At 54.0% G+C, this 20,989-nt stretch carries 18 protein-coding genes and 3 tRNA genes; 9 read left to right on the forward strand and 12 right to left on the reverse strand.

Translation table 11 applies throughout. The features are described from left to right. Positions 1-21: 21 nt before the first annotated feature. Genes amiB through nnr form a run of 3 tightly spaced genes read right to left on the reverse strand, consistent with a single transcriptional unit; the run spans position 22 to position 3,788 of the window. On the reverse strand, positions 22-1,788 hold the full coding sequence (gene amiB, locus AACU55_RS05575; protein WP_134706805.1) for an N-acetylmuramoyl-L-alanine amidase AmiB: 1,767 nt from the start codon (positions 1,786-1,788) through the stop codon (positions 22-24). 7 nt (positions 1,789-1,795) lie between these two features. After that, positions 1,796-2,263, reverse strand: a complete 468-nt coding sequence (gene tsaE / locus AACU55_RS05580) for a tRNA (adenosine(37)-N6)-threonylcarbamoyltransferase complex ATPase subunit type 1 TsaE (protein ID WP_013573759.1) — start codon at positions 2,261-2,263, stop codon at positions 1,796-1,798. Between the two features lie 10 nt (positions 2,264-2,273). After that, positions 2,274-3,788 (reverse strand): bifunctional ADP-dependent NAD(P)H-hydrate dehydratase/NAD(P)H-hydrate epimerase, encoded by a 1,515-nt coding sequence (nnr, locus tag AACU55_RS05585; protein ID WP_134706806.1) that lies wholly within the window; start codon positions 3,786-3,788, stop codon positions 2,274-2,276. Between nnr and queG the strand changes: the two genes are divergently transcribed. After that, on the forward strand, positions 3,787-4,941 hold the full coding sequence (queG, locus tag AACU55_RS05590; RefSeq protein WP_013573757.1) for a tRNA epoxyqueuosine(34) reductase QueG: 1,155 nt from the start codon (positions 3,787-3,789) through the stop codon (positions 4,939-4,941). The two genes, nnr and queG, sit on opposite strands and share 2 nt — an antisense overlap. A 314-nt stretch (positions 4,942-5,255) precedes the next feature. On the opposite strand, the gene AACU55_RS05595 is transcribed toward queG, so the two are convergent. The 4 genes from AACU55_RS05595 to orn all read right to left on the reverse strand — a co-directional run bounded on the left by AACU55_RS05595 (position 5,256) and on the right by orn (position 6,340). Then, positions 5,256-5,331 (reverse strand) — tRNA-Gly (locus AACU55_RS05595). 61 nt (positions 5,332-5,392) lie between these two features. Continuing rightward, a tRNA-Gly gene (locus AACU55_RS05600) sits at positions 5,393-5,468 on the reverse strand. 57 nt (positions 5,469-5,525) lie between these two features. Then, a tRNA-Gly gene (locus AACU55_RS05605) sits at positions 5,526-5,601 on the reverse strand. A 184-nt stretch (positions 5,602-5,785) separates the two neighbouring features. Next, positions 5,786-6,340, reverse strand: a complete 555-nt coding sequence (gene orn / locus AACU55_RS05610) for an oligoribonuclease (protein WP_037034280.1) — start codon at positions 6,338-6,340, stop codon at positions 5,786-5,788. Positions 6,341-6,466: 126 nt separating this feature from the next. On the opposite strand from orn, the gene rsgA reads away from it, so the two are divergent. The 3 genes from rsgA to mscM all read left to right on the forward strand — a co-directional run bounded on the left by rsgA (position 6,467) and on the right by mscM (position 12,098). Further along, on the forward strand, positions 6,467-7,504 hold the full coding sequence (gene rsgA / locus AACU55_RS05615) for a small ribosomal subunit biogenesis GTPase RsgA (protein WP_037034282.1): 1,038 nt from the start codon (positions 6,467-6,469) through the stop codon (positions 7,502-7,504). A 182-nt stretch (positions 7,505-7,686) separates the two neighbouring features. After that, positions 7,687-8,682: an archaetidylserine decarboxylase gene (gene asd, locus AACU55_RS05620; RefSeq protein WP_134706807.1), complete on the forward strand. Its 996-nt coding sequence runs from the start codon at positions 7,687-7,689 to the stop codon at positions 8,680-8,682. A 47-nt stretch (positions 8,683-8,729) separates the two neighbouring features. Further along, on the forward strand, positions 8,730-12,098 hold the full coding sequence (mscM, locus tag AACU55_RS05625) for a miniconductance mechanosensitive channel MscM (RefSeq protein ID WP_134706808.1): 3,369 nt from the start codon (positions 8,730-8,732) through the stop codon (positions 12,096-12,098). A 65-nt stretch (positions 12,099-12,163) separates the two neighbouring features. On the opposite strand, the gene AACU55_RS05630 is transcribed toward mscM, so the two are convergent. The 3 genes from AACU55_RS05630 to epmA form a co-directional block, all read right to left on the reverse strand. Continuing rightward, positions 12,164-13,522 carry an 8-oxoguanine deaminase gene (locus AACU55_RS05630; RefSeq protein ID WP_134706809.1) on the reverse strand — a complete coding sequence of 453 codons (1,359 nt, stop codon included), beginning with the start codon at positions 13,520-13,522 and terminating at the stop codon, positions 12,164-12,166. Between the two features lie 94 nt (positions 13,523-13,616). After that, complete coding sequence (locus AACU55_RS05635; protein ID WP_013573751.1) at positions 13,617-14,981, reverse strand: uracil-xanthine permease family protein; 1,365 nt, start codon at positions 14,979-14,981, stop codon at positions 13,617-13,619. Positions 14,982-15,245: 264 nt separating this feature from the next. After that, the gene (epmA, locus tag AACU55_RS05640; protein ID WP_013573750.1) at positions 15,246-16,223 is read right to left on the reverse strand and encodes an elongation factor P--(R)-beta-lysine ligase; all 978 of its coding nucleotides are present in this window, start codon (positions 16,221-16,223) and stop codon (positions 15,246-15,248) included. Between the two features lie 283 nt (positions 16,224-16,506). On the opposite strand from epmA, the gene frdA reads away from it, so the two are divergent. The 5 genes from frdA (at position 16,507) to blc (ending at position 20,473) form a co-directional block, all read left to right on the forward strand. Next, positions 16,507-18,306, forward strand: a complete 1,800-nt coding sequence (gene frdA, locus AACU55_RS05645; RefSeq protein WP_014411553.1) for a fumarate reductase (quinol) flavoprotein subunit — start codon at positions 16,507-16,509, stop codon at positions 18,304-18,306. 1 nt (position 18,307) lies between these two features. Then, the gene (locus tag AACU55_RS05650; protein WP_153376587.1) at positions 18,308-19,033 is read left to right on the forward strand and encodes a succinate dehydrogenase/fumarate reductase iron-sulfur subunit; all 726 of its coding nucleotides are present in this window, start codon (positions 18,308-18,310) and stop codon (positions 19,031-19,033) included. 11 nt (positions 19,034-19,044) lie between these two features. Next, positions 19,045-19,455, forward strand: coding sequence for a fumarate reductase subunit FrdC (gene frdC / locus AACU55_RS05655; RefSeq protein ID WP_134706810.1), 411 nt, complete (start codon positions 19,045-19,047; stop codon positions 19,453-19,455). 9 nt (positions 19,456-19,464) lie between these two features. Beyond that, positions 19,465-19,824: a fumarate reductase subunit FrdD gene (frdD, locus tag AACU55_RS05660; RefSeq protein ID WP_014333645.1), complete on the forward strand. Its 360-nt coding sequence runs from the start codon at positions 19,465-19,467 to the stop codon at positions 19,822-19,824. Positions 19,825-19,948: 124 nt separating this feature from the next. Further along, the gene (blc, locus tag AACU55_RS05665; protein ID WP_134706811.1) at positions 19,949-20,473 is read left to right on the forward strand and encodes an outer membrane lipoprotein Blc; all 525 of its coding nucleotides are present in this window, start codon (positions 19,949-19,951) and stop codon (positions 20,471-20,473) included. 89 nt (positions 20,474-20,562) lie between these two features. On the opposite strand, the gene AACU55_RS05670 is transcribed toward blc, so the two are convergent. Both AACU55_RS05670 and AACU55_RS05675 read right to left on the reverse strand, forming a co-directional pair. Next, a complete protein-coding gene (locus AACU55_RS05670; RefSeq protein WP_013573744.1) occupies positions 20,563-20,697 on the reverse strand; it encodes an entericidin A/B family lipoprotein in 135 nt (44 codons plus the stop codon). Positions 20,698-20,815: 118 nt separating this feature from the next. Then, the gene (locus tag AACU55_RS05675; protein ID WP_013573743.1) at positions 20,816-20,944 is read right to left on the reverse strand and encodes an entericidin A/B family lipoprotein; all 129 of its coding nucleotides are present in this window, start codon (positions 20,942-20,944) and stop codon (positions 20,816-20,818) included. Positions 20,945-20,989: the final 45 nt, after the last annotated feature.

Here is a 20,989-nt window from a genome sequence, read left to right on the forward strand (position 1 = left end):
GTGGCAGACGGTTATTCCCGCCTATGACTGTGGAATAGTTAAGGTTTGGCCGAGCTGTACCTCGCCAGACTTCATATGATTTGCGGTTCTGATGTCGTTCATGCTGACACCATATTTACTGGCGATCGCCGACAGCGTATCGCCGCGTTTCACTTTATGTTTCGCGGGTTTCTTCGCCGTTTTTGCTGTCGAATCCGGTGCTGCGGCTATTGAAGATGTGCGGGTTCCCGCAGGGACTTTCAATCGCTGGCCGACCCAGACGCCGTCTTTTTTCAACTTATTGAGGTCGCGCAGTGCCGCATTTGTCGTGCCATAGCTGTTCGCGATCCCGGTCAGGGTTTCACCCCGTGTCACTTTATGGATCTGCGTGGCACCGGCTGCCCCGGCAGTCACCTCAATCGGACCCGGTTGACTCACGGCAGAGCGGGTTGTCGCACTACTGTCTGCCGCCGCTGCTGATGAGGCCAGCAGCGGACGGTTTTCGACCTTTGGGCCGTTTTGTATCGGATGCGACTGGAAATAATTACGCAGGCCGATGTGGATAGCCCTCGCAATTTTATCCTGGTACGCGCTGCTGCCCAGCAGCCGCTCCTCAGTTGAATTACTGATAAAGCCGGTTTCCACCAGCAGGGAAGGAATATCCGGCGAACGCAACACGCCTAAACTGGCGTGCTCAGGCTTCGCTTTATGCAAAGAGCCAACGGAGCGCAGTTCGCGCAGAACACGGGTCGCGACGTCATAACCCACACGTTGTGAATGACCGAACTGTAAATCCAACACTGCCTGGCTGAGATACGGGTCTGAAGCGGTATTCGCCAGCACATCCCCGGCGCCGCCGAGCAGTTCTGATTGTTTCTCGTGCTGCTCCAGCCAGTTACCCATTTCGCTGTTAGCACGACGGTTCGACAGCACCCAGACTGATGCACCACGCGCGCTGCGGCTTGGCGCGGCATCTGCGTGAATGGAAACCAGCACATTAGCGTTTTTCTTGCGCGCCACATCGGAACGTCCCATGACGGAAATAAAGTAATCACCGTCGCGGGTCAAGACCGGCTGGAACATCGGGTCGGCATTCAGAATCGCCTGTAATTTACGGGCGATAGAGATGGTGACATTTTTTTCTTTCAGCCCGCCCGCGCCAATTGCGCCCGGATCCTGCCCGCCATGACCGGCGTCAATCGCGACAATTATCCTGCTGTCACTGGTCGACACGGTAGAAGAGCGTGAGTTATCCGGCGCCACCGTAGTAGCTACGACTTTAGTCTGATCATTGGTAAACGGGTTTGATTTTTCGGAAGGCGTAATCATTTTGCCCGCATTTGGCGATGGCGTGTTGGTCGCCACGGCAACCGGTGCACGCTGACGTGCCGGAGCAGAGGCGTTCATGGTCAGCACCACGGTATACTGGCTGCCGTCTTTTTGTTTGGTGGCGTTGGTTCTGACTTTCTGATTCAGTTCAAATACCAGACGCTGACTCTGCGCATTGGGCGGCGTACTGGCACGCACACGCGTCACCAGATTCTGACCGTTGAAATTCAACGGCAAGCCTTTCATCACGCCGTCCTGACGGATATCCATCACTACGCGTTCAGGGTTGTGCAGAGGGAAAAAAGAGTAATCCGGTGAGCCATCAAATGTAATCGTAACGGTAGATTGCGTGGCACCGTTGGAAACATTGATGTTTTTCATGCCTGCTGCAAAAACCGGTGAGGCCAGCACAGCAAACAACATCAGCGTCGATAACAACATCGCGGCTGAAATATAAAGAGAGGTAAAACGTGAGTTCATCGCGTGATCATCCTTGCTGTTGAACACGATGCAGCAATTTTATGCCAGATTCAGAAACCGCCACCAGCTTCGCGGTGCGACCGGTCAGGGAATAATCCAGCGTCAGTTCAATATCCGGTTCAGGCAACACACCTGCCCCCTGCTGTGGCCATTCCACCAGACAAATAGCGTCCTGTGCGAAATAATCGCGGATCCCCATAAACTCCAGTTCTTCCGGATCAGCAAGGCGATATAAATCAAAATGATACACGGCAATCTTTTCCAGCTGATAAGGCTCAACCAGCGTGTAGGTCGGGCTTTTCACATTGCCCTGATGCCCCAATGCCTGAAGAAATCCCCGGCTAAAGGTTGTTTTACCGGCTCCCAGATCGCCATAAAGATGGATAACCGTTGAACCTTCACAGGCTTTCGCCAGGGAAGCACCTAGTTGCAACGTTGCCGCTTCGTCGGGTAAAGAGATATTAAGTTGATTCATTCAGTGATATCTATTTCTTCAGGTCTGGATTAACTAACGGGGCAATCACCGCTAAAAGATCAGTTGCCAGCATACCGCGCGTTCCCTGCCGGTGGGCAATTTCGTCTGCGGCAGCGCCATGCACTACTGAGCCCGCGCAGGCCGCATCATAACTATTCAGTTTCTGAGCCAGCAGGCCGCCGATAATACCAGAAAGTACGTCGCCCATGCCGCCGGATGCCATACCGGCATTGCCGACATCCGCGACCGCCATCTCGCCACGCTCACTGGCAATCAGAGTGCCGGCACCTTTGAGCACCACCACACCGCCATATCGCTCCGTGAGTTTCTTGGCTGAAAGTAAGCGGTCACTTTCAATTTCGTTCACGCTGCAACCTAGCAAACGTGCCGCTTCGCCCGGATGGGGCGTCAGCACACGATTTTGCCGTTTCCGCGGATTGATTGCCAGCAGGTTAAGCGCATCAGCGTCCCATAAGGCCGGTTTATCCCAATTTTCTGCGCGTTCTACCGCCTGTTTGCCCCATTCTTTCTGACCCAGACCGGGGCCGATAACTAACACATCTGCCCATTCAAGCCCTTCATCGAGCGACTCTGCGGTGAGTTCTTCCACCATCAGCTCAGGTCTCGCGGTCAGTAACGGTCCGGCATGTTCTTTGTGAGTGAGTACTCGCACCAGTCCGGCTCCACTACGCAACGCGGCTTCCGAAGCCATGCGGATCGCCCCAGCAAAACCGGTATCACCGCCCACTACCAGCAAACGCCCGTGTTCGCCCTTGTGAGAACAAGGGCGACGCGGGTGCAGCCATGCGCCTAATTGTGACGCATCCAGCCGTTGTAAGGGAGCAAGATGCCCGCCCAGCCAGCTTTCCAGCCCCAGCGCATCGCAGTGTAATTTGCCGGTGTAGTCGCGCGCCTGCCCGGTCAGTAAACCGGGTTTCAGGGCGATGAAACTGATCGTATGCGAGGCGTGAACCGCCTTCCCCGCAGTCTGACCCGTTTGCGCATCAAGACCGGAAGGGATATCTAAAGAGATGACAGGCAAAGACGCCGAGTTAATGGCTTCAATCAGCCCGTCATAAGGTGCTCGCGGCGCGGAAGATAAACCGGTGCCAAGCAAACCATCGATAATCAGATCAGCGTCCTGCGGCCATGCAAAGTCCGCAGGGTTAACCGTGCCGCCGCTTTTCAGCCAATCCTGCCGCGCTGTTTCTGCCTCTTCTGGCAGCGGCTTACTGCCTGCCACGGCCAGCAGCGTCACGCTTATGCCTGCAGTTTTCGCCAGACGCGCAACTTCAAAACCGTCGCCACCGTTATTACCTTGGCCACACAAAATCAGCCAGTGGCGGGTTTGCGGAAACTCACGCTGCGCCAGTAAAAAAGCGGCTTTTGCCGCACGTTGCATCAGTGTAAACAGAGAAATCCCCGTTTCCTGCGCCGCCTGGCGTTCAGCCGGTCGCAGCCAGTCAGCAGAAAACACAGAATGTGGTAAACTCGCCTCGTTTCGTTTTTCACGTTGGTTCGTCATGACACTCCCTCTCGATCTCGTTCAACTGGCTCAACATATCAAGCAATGGGGCCAATCGCTAGGCTTCCAGCAGGTTGGCATCTGCGATACAGACTTATCTGCCGAAGAGCCTAAACTGCAAGACTGGCTTGATAAACAATATCATGGCGAGATGGAATGGATGGCGCGCCACGGCATGTTACGCGCACGGCCGCATGAACTTCTGCCCGGCACATTGCGGGTGATCAGCGTGCGCATGAATTATTTACCCGCCAAAGCGGCCTTTGCCAAAATCCTGAATAATCCGCAACTCGGCTACGTCAGCCGCTATGCCCTTGGACGTGACTATCACAAAGTCTTGCGCCAGCGCCTGAAAAAACTTGGCGATATGATTCAGGCGCATTGTACTGAACACGCTGATCAGACCGTCACCTTCCGCCCTTTTGTCGATTCCGCCCCCGTGATGGAACGCCCGCTGGCGGCGAAAGCCGGTCTTGGCTGGGTTGGTAAACACTCACTCATTCTTAACCGTGAATCCGGTTCATGGTTCTTTCTCGGCGAACTACTGATTGATTTGCCCCTGCCTGTCGATCAGCCGCAGGAAGAGAAATGCGGAAAGTGCGTGGCCTGCATCACCACTTGCCCGACCGGTGCCATTGTTGCGCCTTATACCGTCGATGCCCGCCGCTGTATTTCCTATCTGACCATTGAGCTGGAAGGCGCAATACCGGAAGAATTCCGCGCGCTGATGGGTAACCGTATCTACGGCTGCGATGATTGCCAGCTGATTTGCCCCTGGAATCGCTATTCGCAACTGACGGATGAAGAAGATTTCAGCCCGCGCGCCGCGCTGCATGCACCAGAGCTGATTGAATTGTTTAGCTGGGCGGAAGAAAAATTTTTGCGTATCACGGAAGGTTCGCCGATCCGGCGTATCGGACATCTGCGCTGGCTGCGCAATATTGCAGTGGCGCTGGGCAATGCGCCCTATTCGGAAGACGTGCTTAATGCCTTACAGTCGCGGGAAGGGGAAAATGCGTTGCTGGATGAACATATCAGTTGGGCAATCGCACAGCAGACAGAAAGAAGGAATGAACATCGGATAGAAGTGCAAACTTCACAGCAAAAACGCCTGATCCGCGCAGTGGAAAAGGGTTTGCCAAGGGATGCATAACCATTCCCCAAAGCAATGCATGAGAAAAGCGATATTTTCTGTGCATAAAAATAAAAATGCTTTGCCAATCAAGTGCAAAAAAAAGAGCAAGTGATCGTCATAACGTTTCTTTATAAATTTATATTGATTTAAATCAACAAGTTATATTTTGGCAATATGGCGGGCGCAAAAAACAGACAGTGTAAAAAAACAACTAAACCTGTGGATAAGTCTGTTTAAAACATTACTACAAATCGTGTAATGATCACGTCATTTATGCACAGAAAATGCAGGAAGAAAGCGTTAAGAAATGATTTTGAACTGAAGAAGAAAACTGGAGCGGGAAACGAGACTCGAACTCGCGACCCCGACCTTGGCAAGGTCGTGCTCTACCAACTGAGCTATTCCCGCATTGAGATGTCTGACATCTGCTGTACTGGCATTTGCTATAAATGCACAGCCTTTGAAACTTTGGAGCGGGAAACGAGACTCGAACTCGCGACCCCGACCTTGGCAAGGTCGTGCTCTACCAACTGAGCTATTCCCGCGTCGCATGGCACTGCTTTTTACGGCTTAAATCTTTGAATCTACGTAACTTAAAAATTTGGAGCGGGAAACGAGACTCGAACTCGCGACCCCGACCTTGGCAAGGTCGTGCTCTACCAACTGAGCTATTCCCGCTCTGCGCACTCAACGAAATTCTTCATCGGTACGGGGTGCGCATTATACGAGAAATCCTTTTAGCCGCAAGCCCCTGAAAGCAAAAAAATGAATTTTTCGTTCAAGTGTCGATTAAAACATCAAAGAGATGAATTAATCAGCGAAACACGGTGATTTCGTGCTCCGCAGCGCAATAAAAAAGATTTCAGTTATTGTGGAGATTAATAAAATGTTCACGGTAGTAGGCTAATTCAGCGACGGATTCACGGATATCATCCAGAGCCTGATGGGTATTTTGCTTTTTAAAACCTGCCAGCACTTCCGGCTTCCAGCGACGCGCCAGCTCTTTCAGCGTGCTGACGTCCAGGTAACGGTAATGGAAATACTCTTCCAGCTCCGGCATATACTTAAACAGGAAACGTCGGTCCTGCCCGACGCTGTTGCCGCAAATCGGCGATTTCCCCGCCGGAACCCACTCGCGCAGGAACTCGATAGTTTTTTGCTGTGCTGCATTGTCATCAAACGGGCTGGCTTTGACGCGATCCACCAGACCGCTGCCGGTGTGCGTACGCACATTCCAGTCATCCATCAGCGCCAGCTGAGCATCAGACTGATGCACCGCCATCACCGGCCCTTCGGCCAGAATGTTCAGATGCGCGTCAGTCACCAGCGTGGCAATCTCAATAATGCGGTCACGTTCAGGATCCAGACCAGTCATTTCCAGGTCGATCCAAATTAAGTTCGAGTCATTTGCAGCCATGATGTGTCCTGTTACAAAGTAGAGAGTTGACGGAGATCTCCGTCATTCGGGCAATTACTATAAAATAGCTGGTATCATAGTCGTTTTGGTCGCACCGAGCGATTAAAGCCAGTCAAGTGAGGCGCAGTGACTAAGTCAAAACTGTCTAAAGGGCAACAACGTCGCGTTCAGACTAACCATCAGCGTCGTCTGACACAGACCGACAAACGAAAAGAGCTGGACGATTCTCTGCATGGCGAACCGCAGGACGGCGTTGTCATCAGCCGTTTCGGGATGCATGCGGACGTTGAAGCGGCCGACGGCAGCCAGCACCGTTGCAATATCCGCCGTACCATCCGTTCTCTGGTCACCGGTGACCGCGTTGTATGGCGCGCCGGGGAAAATGCCAGTGTGAAAGGTATCGTCGAGGCGGTCCACGAACGAACTTCCGTTCTGACACGCCCTGATTTCTATGATGGCGTCAAACCCATTGCCGCAAACATTGACCAGATCGTCATTGTCTCCGCCATTCTGCCGGAGCTGTCGCTCAATATTATTGACCGTTATCTGGTGGCGTGCGAAACCGTTGAAGTTGAGCCGCTGATTGTGCTCAATAAAATCGATCTGCTCGACGACGAAGGCCGTAAATTCGTTCAGGGCATGATGGATATCTACCGCAATATCAATTATCGCGTACTCGAAGTGTCGAGCCAGACCGGCGAAGGCATGCCTGCGTTTGAAAAGGCACTGACTGACCGCATCAGTATTTTTGCCGGCCAGTCAGGCGTAGGCAAATCCAGCCTGCTGAACGCCCTGTTGCCACCGGATGAAAAACAAATTCTGGTGAATGAAGTCTCTGATAACTCAGGCCTGGGTCAGCACACCACCACCGCAGCGCGTCTGTATCACTTCCAGCATGGCGGCGACGTCATCGACTCCCCGGGCGTGCGTGAATTCGGCTTATGGCACCTTGCGCCAGAGCAAATCACCCAGGGCTTTGTCGAATTCCGTCCTTTCCTTGGCTACTGCAAATTCCGTGACTGCAAACACGGCAGCGATCCGGGCTGTGCAATCCGTGACGCCGTAGACCGGGGTGAAATAGCCGAAGAACGTTTCGACAACTACCACCGCATTCTGGAAAGCATGGAAGACGTAAAAACACGTAAAAACTTCGACACGCTGTAATGCTAATTAATTGAATTAACATGTTAATGGCAAACGGGTGAGGTTAACGGAAGTTGAACCGTTGATTTCACCCCGTTACAATCCTCCGCCATACAACACTGCGTGACCCTGAACTGATTTCAGGGTCTCCTGCAAAATGACCGGTAACACCGGTCATTCATACCATCCAAGAGGTTTTCCCCGTGCTGGACAGTATCAAAATCAAACTGCAATACTTACTTCCTAAACAAGGAATGACCCGTCTTGCTGGCTGGGGCGCGGACAAACGTGCGGCCACGCTGACCCATTGGGTGATCAAAGCGTTTGCGCGTTTTTATAACGTCGACATGAAAGAAGCGCAAAACCCGGATCTCAAATCTTACGCCACATTTAACGAATTCTTCGTGCGTCCGCTGCGCGATGGCGCACGTCCGGTCGTCAGCGGTCTGGATATGCTTTGTCTGCCAGCCGACGGCGCAGTTAGCCAGTTAGGGGCAATTACCGATGGCAAGCTGTTCCAGGCTAAAGGTCATTTCTACAGTTTAGAAGCGCTGCTGGCGGGTAACTATCTGCTGGCTGAGCAGTTCAAAGACGGCCAGTTCGCCACCATTTATCTGGCACCACGGGATTATCACCGCGTGCATATGCCGTGCGACGGCGTGCTGCGCGAAATGATTTATGTGCCGGGTGATTTGTTCTCCGTCAACCCGCTGACCGCTGCGAATGTGCCAAATCTGTTCGCCCGTAACGAACGCGTCATCTGCGTCTTTGATACTGAATTCGGGCCGATGGTGCAGATTCTGGTCGGCGCAACGATTGTCGGCAGCATTGAAACCGTCTGGGCCGGCTGTGTCACACCACCACGCGAAGGCATTATCAAACGCTGGACCTATCCGGCGGCGGGCGAAGAAGGTGCCATCGCGCTGGAAAAAGGTCAGGAAATGGGCCGTTTCAAACTGGGTTCTACGGTGATCAACCTGTTTGCCGCTAAACAAATTCGCTTCATGCCGAATCTGAGCAATGGCACCGTGACCCGCATGGGCGAACCGTTCGCTGAAGCGCTGCGTGAAGCGGCACCCGCAACAACAGACGCGCAAGCACCAGCAACAGCAACAGCAACAGCAACAGAAGTACCTGTAGCAACAGAAACACCTGCTGGTGTGGCAACGGCTGAACCACAAGTCCCGAAAGATTATTAAGTTCGCCCTGAACAGACGAAAAGAACTGAGAAAAAGGATGTGACCGAGTGCGCCTGATCCCCGCCCTGCTGATGAGTTTACTGCTGTCCCTGCCATTGATGGCGGGTGCGGCCCCGACTGAAGATCAGCTCAAACAGGAGCTGAAACAGGCGGAAGCCAACAAAGAAATGGCCAATCAGACGCAGGTGGTTGAGGCGCTGCAAAGCGCACTCAACTGGCTGAATGAAGCCAGTGTTTCAGCCGGGCGCACGGCGGAATATCAAAAGGTCATTGATGATTTTCCAAAACTGACGCAGGCCCTGCGCCAGGAATTGCGAAATCAGCCTGACAAGCCACCGGCGCTGGATAACAGCATCTCAGCCGCTCAGCTCGAGCAGCAAATTCTGCAAGTCAGTAGCCAGCAACTGGAAGAAACCCGCCAGTTACGTCAGGAGCAGGATCGCTCCCGCGACATCAGCGACTCACTAAGTCTGATCCCGCAACAGCAATCCGAAGCCCGCAACGCGCTGAGTGACATCGATCAGCGCATACAGGCGGCGACAGCAGCGGCCACCTCCTCACCCCTGGCGCAGGCGCAACTCAGCGCACTTCAGGCCGAATCCGCAGCGCGCAAAGCGAAGGTGGATGAACTGGAACTGGCTCAGCTTTCTGCCAATAACCGGCAGGAATTGTCGCGGATGCGCACCGATCTCTACAAAAAGCGCGCCGATTTTCTTGATCAGCAATTACAGGTTTTACGCAACACGCTGAATAATCAACGTCAGCAGGAAGCCGAACAGGCACTGGAAAAAACCGAGCTGCTGGCCGAACAGAGTGGCGAGTTGCCACACTCGATCAGTCAGCAGTTACAGGCAAACCGCGAGTTGTCGCTGGCGCTGAATCAGCAGGCGCAGCGGATGGACCTGATTTCCTCTCAACAACGTCAGGCCGCTGCACAGACTCAGCAGGTACGTCAGGCGATTAATACCATTCGCGAACAGGCGCAGTGGCTTGGCGCGTCTAATTTACTTGGCGAAACGCTGAGGGCGCAGGTTGCGCGTCTGCCGGATATGCCAAAACCGCAACAGCTTGACCGCGATATGGGCCAGTTGCGCGTTCAGCGTCTGCACTATGAAGATTTGCTGGATAAGCAGGCTATTTACCGTCAGGCGCGGCAGGACGATGGCAAACCGCTCACCACAGATCAGCAAAAAATTCTGGATGCGCAGTTGCGGACGCAACGTGATTTGCTCAATTCCCTGCTCTCGGGTTGCGATACCCAAATTCTTGAACTGACCAAGCTGAAAGTGGCAAACAGCCAACTGGTGGAGGCGCTGAATGACGTACATGACGCCGCCCACCGTTATCTGTTCTGGGTGGCAGACGTCAGCGCCATCGGCATTTCTTACCCGGTGCAGGTCGCGCATGACCTGAAACGGCTGGTCTCGCTGGATTCGCTCAGCCAGCTTGGCGGTGCGTCGATGATGATGGTCACCAGCAAAGAAACACTGCTGCCGCTGTTTGGCGCACTGATTCTGGTGATTATCAGCATCAGTTCCCGCAAGCACTATTATGCATTTCTGGAACGTGCCAGCAGTAAAGTCGGCAAAGTCACGCAGGATCATTTCTCGCTGACCCTGCGTACCGTGTTCTGGTCAATTCTGGTGGCGATGCCGTTACCTGTGCTGTGGGCCGCGCTGGGATTCGGGCTGCAAAGTGCCTGGCCGTATCCGATTGCGGTGGCGATCGGCGATGGCGTCACCGCGACGTTGCCAATCCTGTGGGCGTTTATGGTCAGCGCCGCGCTGGCACATCCTCAGGGATTGTTTGTGGCACACTTCGGCTGGCCGCAGCGTGCGGTGTCAAGGGCACTGCGCTATTACGCGCTGTCGATCTGGGTGCTGGTGCCGCTCATTATGGCGCTGATTACCTTCGATAATCTCAACGATCGCGAGTTCTCTAATACGCTGGGGCGTCTGTGCTTCGTGATTCTGTGTCTGGTGGTCGCACTGGTCACCAATAGCCTCAAACGCGCGGGCATTCCGCTGTATCACGATAAAAGAGGCAACAGCGAAAACATCATTAACAAGACGCTGTGGTGGATGCTGCTGGGCGCACCGATTGTCGCTGCGCTGGCTTCACTGATGGGCTACCTCGCGACCTCACAGGCGCTGCTGGCCCGCCTGGAAACCTCGGTCGCCATCTGGTTCGTGTTGCTGGTGATTTATCACATTATCCGCCGCTGGATGCTGATTCAGCGACGTCGTATCGCCTTCGAACGCGCCAAGCAGCGCCGTGCGGAAATGCTGAATCAACGCGCCCGCGGTGAGGAAGATGGCCATCAGATCAGCACCAGCAATGAAGGCACGGTCGAGATTGAGGAACCGGTGGTGGATCTGGATGCCATCTCTGCCCAGTCGCTGCGGCTGGTGCGTTCTCTGCTGACGTTGATCGCGCTGATCTCGGTGATCTTCCTGTGGTCTGAAATCCACTCGGCCTTCTCTTTCCTGGAAAATATTCATCTCTGGCAGGTTGCGTCTACGGTTCAGGGCGTGGAAAGCATGCAGCCGATCACCCTCGGATCGGTGCTGATCGCCATTCTGGTGCTGATTATCACCACGCAACTGGTGCGTAATCTGCCCGCGTTGCTGGAACTGGCGCTGCTGCAACACCTGGATCTGACGCCGGGTACCGGCTATGCCGTACTGACCGTCACCAAATACGTATTGCTGCTGATTGGCGGCCTGACCGGTTTCTCGCTGATCGGGATCGAGTGGGCAAAACTGCAATGGCTGGTGGCGGCACTCGGTGTCGGTCTCGGCTTCGGTTTGCAGGAGATCTTCGCTAACTTTATTTCCGGCCTGATTATCCTGTTTGAAAAACCGATCCGTATCGGCGATACCGTAACGATCCGCAACCTGACCGGCAGTATCACCAGGATCAACACCCGTGCCACGACGATCGCTGACTGGGACCGCAAGGAGATTATCGTGCCGAACAAGGCCTTTATCACCGAGCAGTTCATCAACTGGTCGCTGTCGGATTCCGTCACGCGTGTGGTGCTAACCGTGCCTGCACCGTCGGAAGCCAACAGTGAAGAAGTGACAGAAATTCTGCTCAACGCTGCGCATCGCTGTTCGCTGGTGCTGGATATGCCTGCGCCGGAAGCCTATCTGGTGGATCTCCAGCAGGGGATTCAGATTTTCGAGCTGCGTATGCATGCCGCTGAAATGGCGCACCGTATGCCGCTTCGCCATGAAATTCACCAACTGATCCTGGCTGGATTCCGCGAGCACGGCATTACACTGCCATTCCCGCCATTCCAGGTGCGTATGGAAACACTGCACCGCGCGCAAAATGGCAATAACGCGACCTTTACCAGCAGCAGCGGAAGTGGCCGCAGCGGAAACAGTTCGCGCTCACCGGGCGATTTGTAAGAGAAAAGAGAACAGCAAAAGGGCAGATTCTTCTGCCCTTTTTTAAGCACATTGGCTGATGGAGTTTACAGATCCGCGATTAGCGCTGCCGCAGCGTTGCGGTGCAAAGAGATCAGCGATTTGATATCCATGCCGACAATTTCACCGTCAGTCACCCGCCATTTCCCGCCGATCATCACCCGATCGGCTTTTTCCGCACCACACAATAGCAGCGCGGCAATCGGGTCATGACTGCCGCTGAAACGTAATTCATCGAGTTTAAACAGCGCCAGATCAGCCTGTTTGCCCACGGCAATCTGCCCGATATCATCGCGACCGATAAGCTTCGCCGAACCGCGCGTCGCCCAGCCCAGCACTCGTTCCGGCGTGACATATTCCGCCCCGTATTTCAGACGTTGCAGATACAGCGCCTGCCGCGCTTCATACATCAGGTTTGATGCATCATTCGACGCCGAACCATCAACGCCCAGACCAATCGGCACGCCAGCGGTCTCCAGATCCCGCGTCGGGCACATGCCGGATGCCAGCCGCATATTCGACACCGGACAATGACAGATACCGGTGCCCGCCGCGCCCAGACGGCGGATTTCATCGTCATTAAAATGAATACCGTGCGCCAGCCACGTGCGGTCGCTCAGCCAGCCGACGCTTTCCAGATAATCGACTGTACGCAGACCAAACATTTTCAGGCAAAACTGTTCTTCATCCAGCGTTTCCGCCAGATGCGTATGCAGCCGGACATCTTCCCGCTGCGCCAGCCTGGCGCTCTCACGCATAATTTCGGTGGTGACCGAAAACGGCGAGCAAGGTGCCAGTGCAATCTGCATCCACGCGCCCTCACCGCGCTGATGATAGCATTCAATCAGGCGCTGGCTGTCCTGCAAAATCACCTCGCCCGACTGGACCGTCTGTTCCGGCGGCAAACCGCCCTGCTCCTCGCCGAGACTCATCGAGCCGCGCGTCAGTAACGCACGCATGCCCAGCTCACGCACGACGCCCACCTGCACATCGATCGCCTCCTCCATGCCCTGCGGGAAAAGATAATGGTGGTCAGTGGTGGTAGTGCAACCGGAGAGCAACAGTTCAGCCATTGCGACGCGGCTTGCCAGGCCCAGCGCCTCCGGCCCTAAACGCGCCCAGACGGGATAAAGTTTTTTCAGCCACGGGAATAACGGCACGTTGACCACGGGCGCCCAGGCCCGGGTCAGCGTCTGATAAAAATGATGATGAGTGTTAATCAGCCCCGGCAGCAGTACAGACTCGGAGGCATCATAAATATGATCTACCGGCTGCGAGGGTGGCTGACCCGCGGTCAGCAACTCAGCAATTTTCTGCCCTTCAATGACGATGCCACCACGGGCATCCAGTGAGTTGGCGGTAAAAACCGCCAGCGGATTCTTGATCCACGTGCGTTGCTCTGACATGTCTGACTTCCTTTTTAAGGTCACATTAAATTCAAAAAGTGAGTCAGCTCAGTTATGCCCTGTCTGCTGATCCAGGGGCGCAACGCGCAGGATTTCAGTGAACCTTGATCTCCTCCGCGACCACGCTGGTGCGTTCTGCAGGCATCAGTAAATTGAGCAGAATAGCGATAACGCCACCGCTGGTCACGGCATGCCCGAAGATATTGCCAACGATGGGTGGGAACTGACCAAGCACATCTGGCACGGCTTCAATGCCCAGACCGATGCCAAAGGCGATGGCAATTATCAGCATTTCACGACGTCCGACCGGCGACTGCGTCATGATTCGGATACCCGCCGCGACCACGCTGCCAAACATCACCAGCGTTGCGCCACCCAGCACCGGCGCAGGAATTTGCTGCAACACTTCGCCGATAAACGGAAACAGGCCTAGCACCAGTAATACCGCGCCAATATACATGCCGACAAAACGGCTGGCGACGCCGGTCATCTGGATCACGCCATTGTTCTGTGCAAATGTTGTGTTAGGAAATGACGAGAAGGCTGCGGCGATAAGGCAACTGATACCGTCAGCCAGAATCCCGCCCTGCAGACGTTTACGGAAGCTTTCCCCTTCAATCGGTTGCTGCGACAACATGCAGTTAGCGGTCAGGTCGCCCACCGCTTCCAGGATGCTGATAAACGATACCAGCGCGATCGGCACGAAAATAATCCAGTCAAACTTAAAACCAAAACGGAACAGTTGCGGCAATGCAAACCAGTCGCCCTGCAAAGGTTTCACCGTCAGATGGCCGGTCAGCGCAGCGGCGATACAGCCGACAACAATGCCTAAAACTATTGATGAAAGGCGCAGCCAGCGCACGTCGATACGGTTGCAGGCGACAATCACCAGCAGCGTCAGTGCCCCCAGCCCGAGGTTAGCCGGTGCGCCGAAATTCGCGGCACCATGGCCGCCCGCCCAGTCGGTAATGCTGACTTTAATCAGGCTGATGCCAATCAGCGCGATTACGGTGCCGCTGACCAGCGGTGTAAACACGCGGCGCATCTGCCCGATAAACCGGCTAACCAGCAGCGGGATAAACGCCGCCACAAAGTTCACCCCAAAAATCATCGCCATGATGTCTTCAGGAGAGCCACCGCGGCTTTTCACCAACATACCGCCGGAGAGGATCACCCCCAGAAATGCAAAACTGGTACCTTGCAAACAAATCATCCCCGCGCCCACCGACATAAACCGGCGCGCCTGAATAAATGTCCCGATGCCGGAAGCCAGCAAAGACATGCTGATCAGATAAGGCAAGTAGGCATTCAGCCCGAGAACCGAGCCGATAATCAGCGGCGGCGTGATAATTCCGACCACGCTTGCCAGCACGTGCTGGATGGCGGTGAAAAATGCCGGTGCCGGTGCAATGCGCTCTTCCAGTCCATAAAGAAGTTCTTTGTCGTTGGATTCTGACATAACGAGTTTTCCGGATAATAAGTGATGATCCGGTAATGCATAAATCAGGCCAGCAGCAAAAAATTTAGCTTAACTCAGGCAGAAGACCCTGTTTATGGCGCTTGGCGAGAAAGGGCCAGCACTGAAACTTTAAAATCAGCGTTGCGTCATTTAGGTACTTTTGTTTCAGTAAAAGTGCAGTTTTGGGTTTATTGCACAATGAAGGGGCAAAAAGGGAAGTCGTGGAAGGAAGCCCTGACCTTGGGAACAGGGCTTAAGCCCTCATCAGGCGCGTGTCACCGGGAAGGCCAGGACATCACTCAGGCTGGCAGCACCCAGCGCAATCATAATCAGGCGGTCAACGCCCAGCGCCACACCTGAACACTCCGGCATACCGTGTTCTAACGCATCCAGCAGATTGTTATCGACAGGATGCTGCGGCAGGCCGCGTGCCGCGCGTTTGCGGTTATCCTGCTCGAAACGCTGACGCTGCTCACGGCTATCCGTCAGTTCGCGGAAACCATTCGCCAGCTCAATGCCTTTGTAATACACCTCGAAACGCTCGGCGACGCGGTGATCTTCCGTACTGATTTCTGCCAGAGCGGCCTGCGTGGCCGGGAAATGATAGACGAATGTCGGTTTGTCGCGACCAATGTGCGGTTCTACACCCATCGTAAACAACAACTGTAGCAGGGTGTCACGGTCTTCTTCGGTATCAGCAATGTTGGATAAATCCAGTTTTGCCGCCGCTTCACGCAGTTCCGTTTTGTCGGCGGATAACGGATCCACACCGAGATGGCGGGTAAACGCCTGCTGATAAGACAGGGTTTCAGCGCTATCGCAATCGAGAACCTGCTGGAGTAAATCATCCACTTCATTCATCAGACGGTACATGTCATAACGCGGACGGTACCATTCGAGCATGGTGAATTCCGGATTATGATGACGCCCGGCTTCTTCATTACGGAAACTGCGTCCCATCTGATAAATCGGCCCGCTGCCCGCAGCCAGCAAACGTTTCATGTGATATTCCGGGCTGGTCATCAGATACAACGTCATGCCGTCAGCCGCACCCGGCCCGACAAAACGCGTCTCAAACGGCACCAGATGAATGTCGGTCACCGTGGCCTGGCTCATTGCTGGCGTTTCAACTTCCAGTACGCCGCGATCGGCAAAGAAACGTCGAATCTCAGCGAGGATAGCCGCACGCTTCAACAAATTGGCGACGGGAGCACTGGGTTGCCAGCTTGCTGTTTCGCTCATGGTGATTTACTCCGAATTCAGAAAAGTCATGCAGTCTACCTGCATCCCCGCAGGCAAACAAATATCTCATTTTACGAAGTGCAATGCAGAGAAAGCCTAAACCTGCATTCACATCAAATTACCATGACTACCCCTTTGGTATAATAATTCTCTTACAAACAATAAGAATATCAGCCACCGGGACAGCGCCTGTATGTCATCGGGGTTCACTAACTCTTCGATTATGAAGAGCTTTTCGCGGGTGTTTCAAACCCGATCTCATTGATGATAGTGGAGGAATGCAGTGCAAACCTTTAACGCCGACATTGCAATTATAGGTGCAGGTGGGGCGGGTTTACGCGCAGCAATAGCCGCAGCGGAAGCCAATCCCAACCTGAATATCGCGTTGATTTCGAAAGTGTACCCAATGCGCAGCCACACCGTGGCGGCCGAAGGCGGTTCTGCCGCTGTGACGCAAGATCACGACAGCTTTGATTTTCACTTCCAGGATACCGTTTCCGGAGGCGACTGGCTGTGTGAGCAAGACGTGGTGGATCATTTCGTTCATCAATGCCCGACTGAAATGGCCCAGCTTGAACTGTGGGGCTGTCCGTGGAGCCGTAAGGATGACGGTTCCGTCAATGTTCGCCGCTTCGGCGGAATGAAGATCGAACGCACCTGGTTTGCCGCGGATAAAACCGGCTTCCATATGCTGCACACCCTGTTCCAGACCTCGCTGAAATACCCACAAATCAAACGATTCGATGAGCATTTCGTCCTCGATATTCTGGTCGATGAAGGCCAGGTACGCGGCGTCGTCGCCATCAATATGATGGAAGGCACACGCGTGCAAATTCGGGCCAACGCCGTGGTCATGGCGACCGGCGGCGCAGGCCGTGTTTACCGTTACAACACCAACGGCGGCATCGTCACCGGCGACGGTATGGGCATGGCGTTCCGCCATGGCATTCCGTTGCGCGACATGGAGTTCGTGCAATATCACCCGACCGGCCTGCCGGGTTCCGGCATCCTGATGACAGAAGGTTGTCGCGGTGAAGGCGGTATTCTGGTCAACAAAGACGGTTACCGTTATCTGCAGGATTACGGCATGGGGCCGGAAACCCCTCTGGGCGAGCCGAAAAACAAATACATGGAACTCGGCCCGCGTGACAAAGTATCACAGGCGTTCTGGCACGAATGGCGCGCCGGACGCACCATCGAAACGCCGCGTGGCGACGTGGTGTATCTGGATTTACGCCATCTCGGCGAGAAAAAACTGCGTGAGCGTCTGCCGTTCATCTGCGAACTGGCCAAAGCGTATGTCGGCGTCGATCCGATTACGGATCCGATCCCTGTTCGCCCTACCGCGCACTACACCATGGGCGGCATTGAAACCGATGCACAGTGTGAAACCCGTATCAAAGGTCTGTTCGCAGTCGGTGAATGTTCGTCTGTCGGTCTGCATGGCGCCAACCGTCTCGGTTCCAACTCACTGGCAGAACTGGTGGTGTTCGGGCGTATGGCCGGTGAAAAAGCGGCAGAACGCGCAGTTGAAGCCAAAGACACCGGCAACAGCGCCGCACTCGAAGCGCAGGTGCGTGATATCGAAAACCGTGTTGCCGCGCTGATGGCACAGGAAGGCGACGAAAGCTGGGCCGCCATCCGTGACGAAATGGGTCTGGCGATGGAAGAAGGTTGCGGGATTTATCGCACTACCGAGCTGATGCAAAAAACCATCGATAAACTGGCCGAACTGAAAGAACGCTTCAAACGGGTGAAAATTCAGGATACCTCCAGTGTCTTTAATACCGACCTGCTGTATACCATCGAACTGGGTCATGGCCTGGAAGTAGCAGAATGTATGGCGCATTCCGCCATCAATCGTCGCGAATCACGCGGCGCCCATCAGCGTCTCGATGAAGGCTGTACCGAACGCGATGACGTGAATTTCCTCAAACATACTCTGGCCTTTTATCAGCCAGATTCCGCCCCGCGTCTCGAATATGGCGACGTGAAAATTACCACGCTGCCACCGGCAAAACGCGTGTACGGCGGGGAATCTGAGACTCACGATAAAAAAGATAAGGAGCAATCACGTGGCTAAAATGCGCAGCCTGAAGGTTGAGATCATGCGCTACAACCCGGAAACGGACAGCGCGCCGCATCCGGTGGTGTATGACGTGCCTTTCGATGAAACAACGTCACTGCTCGATGCTCTGGGCTACATCAAAGACCATCTGGCCGCTGACCTTTCCTATCGCTGGTCGTGCCGTATGGCAATCTGCGGCTCGTGCGGCATGATGGTGAATAGGGTGCCGAAGCTGGCGTGCAAAACCTTCCTGCGGGAATATCCGGACGGTATGCAGATTGAGGCGCTGGGGAACTTCCCGGTGGAACGTGATCTGGTGGTCGATATGACCCACTTTATCGAAAGCCTCGAAGCCATCAAACCTTACATTATCGGCAATACCCGCACGGTCGGCGAAGGCCCGGGCAAGCAAACTCCGGCGCAAATGGAGAAATATCACCAGTTCTCCGGCTGTATCAACTGTGGTTTATGTTATGCCGCCTGCCCGCAGTTTGGACTGAATCCTGAATTCATCGGCCCGGCAGCTATCACGCTGGCGCATCGCTACAACCTCGATAACCGTGACCACGGCAAAGCACAACGTATGCCACAGCTCAACAGTCAGAATGGTGTCTGGAGTTGTACGTTCGTCGGTTATTGCTCCGAAGTCTGTCCGAAGCACGTCGACCCTGCCGCCGCCATTCAGCAAGGCAAAGTCGAAAGTTCGAAAGACTTCATGATCGCGAGGCTGAGACCGCAATGAGGGAGGAAAATATGACGACTCAAAATACGGGCAGCAAACGTAAACCCTACGTGCGTGAGATGAAAGCCAGCTGGTGGAAAAATTTACCGTTCTACCGTTTTTATATGCTGCGTGAGGGCACGGCGGTTCCGGCAGTATGGTTCAGTCTCTTACTGCTGGCAGGGGTTTGCTCGTTACGTAACGGGCCTGAAAGCTGGGCGGGTTTTGTGAATTTTCTGCAAAATCCGGTGGTCTTGCTGATTAACCTGATCGCCCTGCTTGCGGCCCTGTTGCATACCAAAACCTGGTTCGAACTGGCACCGAAAGCCTCCATCCTGGTGGTGAAAGGTAAAAAGATGGGACCTGAACCGGTGATTGCCGGTTTCTGGGGCGTGACGATCGTTGTGATGCTGGTTGTTCTCGTCATCGCACTGTTTCTTTAAGGAGGCGACATGAAAAATACTCTTCCTAAACGTTCAGACGAGCCGGTGTTCTGGGGATTGTTTGGTGCGGGCGGTATGTGGAGCGCGATTTTTGCGCCGGTGATGATTCTGCTGGTGTGCTTCCTGCTGCCGCTGGGCTTTTTCCCCGGCGACGCACTGAGCTATCCACGCGTGCTGGCATTTGCGCAAAGCGGGATCGGGCGTCTGTTCCTGCTGCTGATGATCGTGCTGCCTCTGTGGTGCGGTCTGCACCGGATCCATCACTGCATGCACGACCTGAAGATCCACGTTCCGGCCGGAAAATGGGTGTTCTACGGGCTGGCGACGATCTTAAGTATCGTCACCCTTATCGTGCTGATCCGCCTCTGATCCGCAAAGATCTGACTTTCCAGCGGCCATCTCTCTGGCCGCTGTTTTCATTCTTTATCCGCAGGTTTTCCCTTTTTCTTTTTTGTTACCTACACTTAGAGAGCATACTAAGGAAGGAAACTCCATGCGTATCTGGTCAAAACTCAGCGTTATCATCACAGCACTTATGTCAGTCGCGTGCAGCGTAACGCCGCCTGCTGACGTCAAAGTCGTCAATAATTTCGAACTCACCCGCTATCTCGGTACCTGGTATGAAGTCGCTAGGCTGGACCATAGTTTTGAAAGCGGACTGGAACGCGTCACCGCCAATTACAGCCTGCGCGATGATGGCGGCGTAAAAGTGATTAATCGCGGGTTTAATCCGCAGAAGAATAAATGGCAGGAAAGTGAGGGCAAAGGTTACTTCACCGGATCACCTGCGCGCGCGGCGCTGAAAGTGTCATTCTTCGGTCCGTTCTATGGCGGTTATAACGTCATAGAACTGGATAAAGATTATCGTTACGCGCTGGTCTGCGGGCCGGATAAAAGCTATCTGTGGATCCTGTCCCGTACGCCAACGCTGGATGACAGCGTGAAGCAGCAACTTCTGCAAACGGCGCAGCAGTACGGATTTGATACCAGCAAACTGGTGTGGGTGAAACAGTCTTGATGCTTACACCATAAAACTCGCGCCATAAAAACAACACTGCCTGCATCAACGTGCAGGCAGACATCAGTTTACTTAACGTTATTCGCTCGCTATTGCGCGCTTTTCTGAATGGCTTCCCCACCGGCAGACACATCTTCACCTACGCCACGCGTGGTGTTGCAGGCTGTTAAGGCAGAAGACAAGATAAGAACAGACAAGATAGCGAGGATACTTTTCTTCAGCATATAAATTTCCTTCCTATAAGAGAATGTAAAGTACGACACTTTTAGTGTAGCTAATTTTCTGGATATAGAAGGGAACAGGCAGGATTTTAGGACATTTGGTAAAATGAGGCTGAAGGGATCAGCCTGCTTTGGAAATTGCGCCACCCAGATGCTGGATGTCTTCACCGAAACCATGAACCGTGTTGCAGCCGGATAACGAAGCCAGCAGCATCACTGAAACCACGATAAACATCATCTTCTTCAACATGGTAAACATAATCCCATTCAACAAGTTGGGGCTGGAAAGCTGCGA

The sequence above is a fragment of the Rahnella sp. CJA17(1/100) genome, from assembly GCF_963881615.1.
GTDB lineage: Bacteria > Pseudomonadota > Gammaproteobacteria > Enterobacterales > Enterobacteriaceae > Rahnella > Rahnella aceris.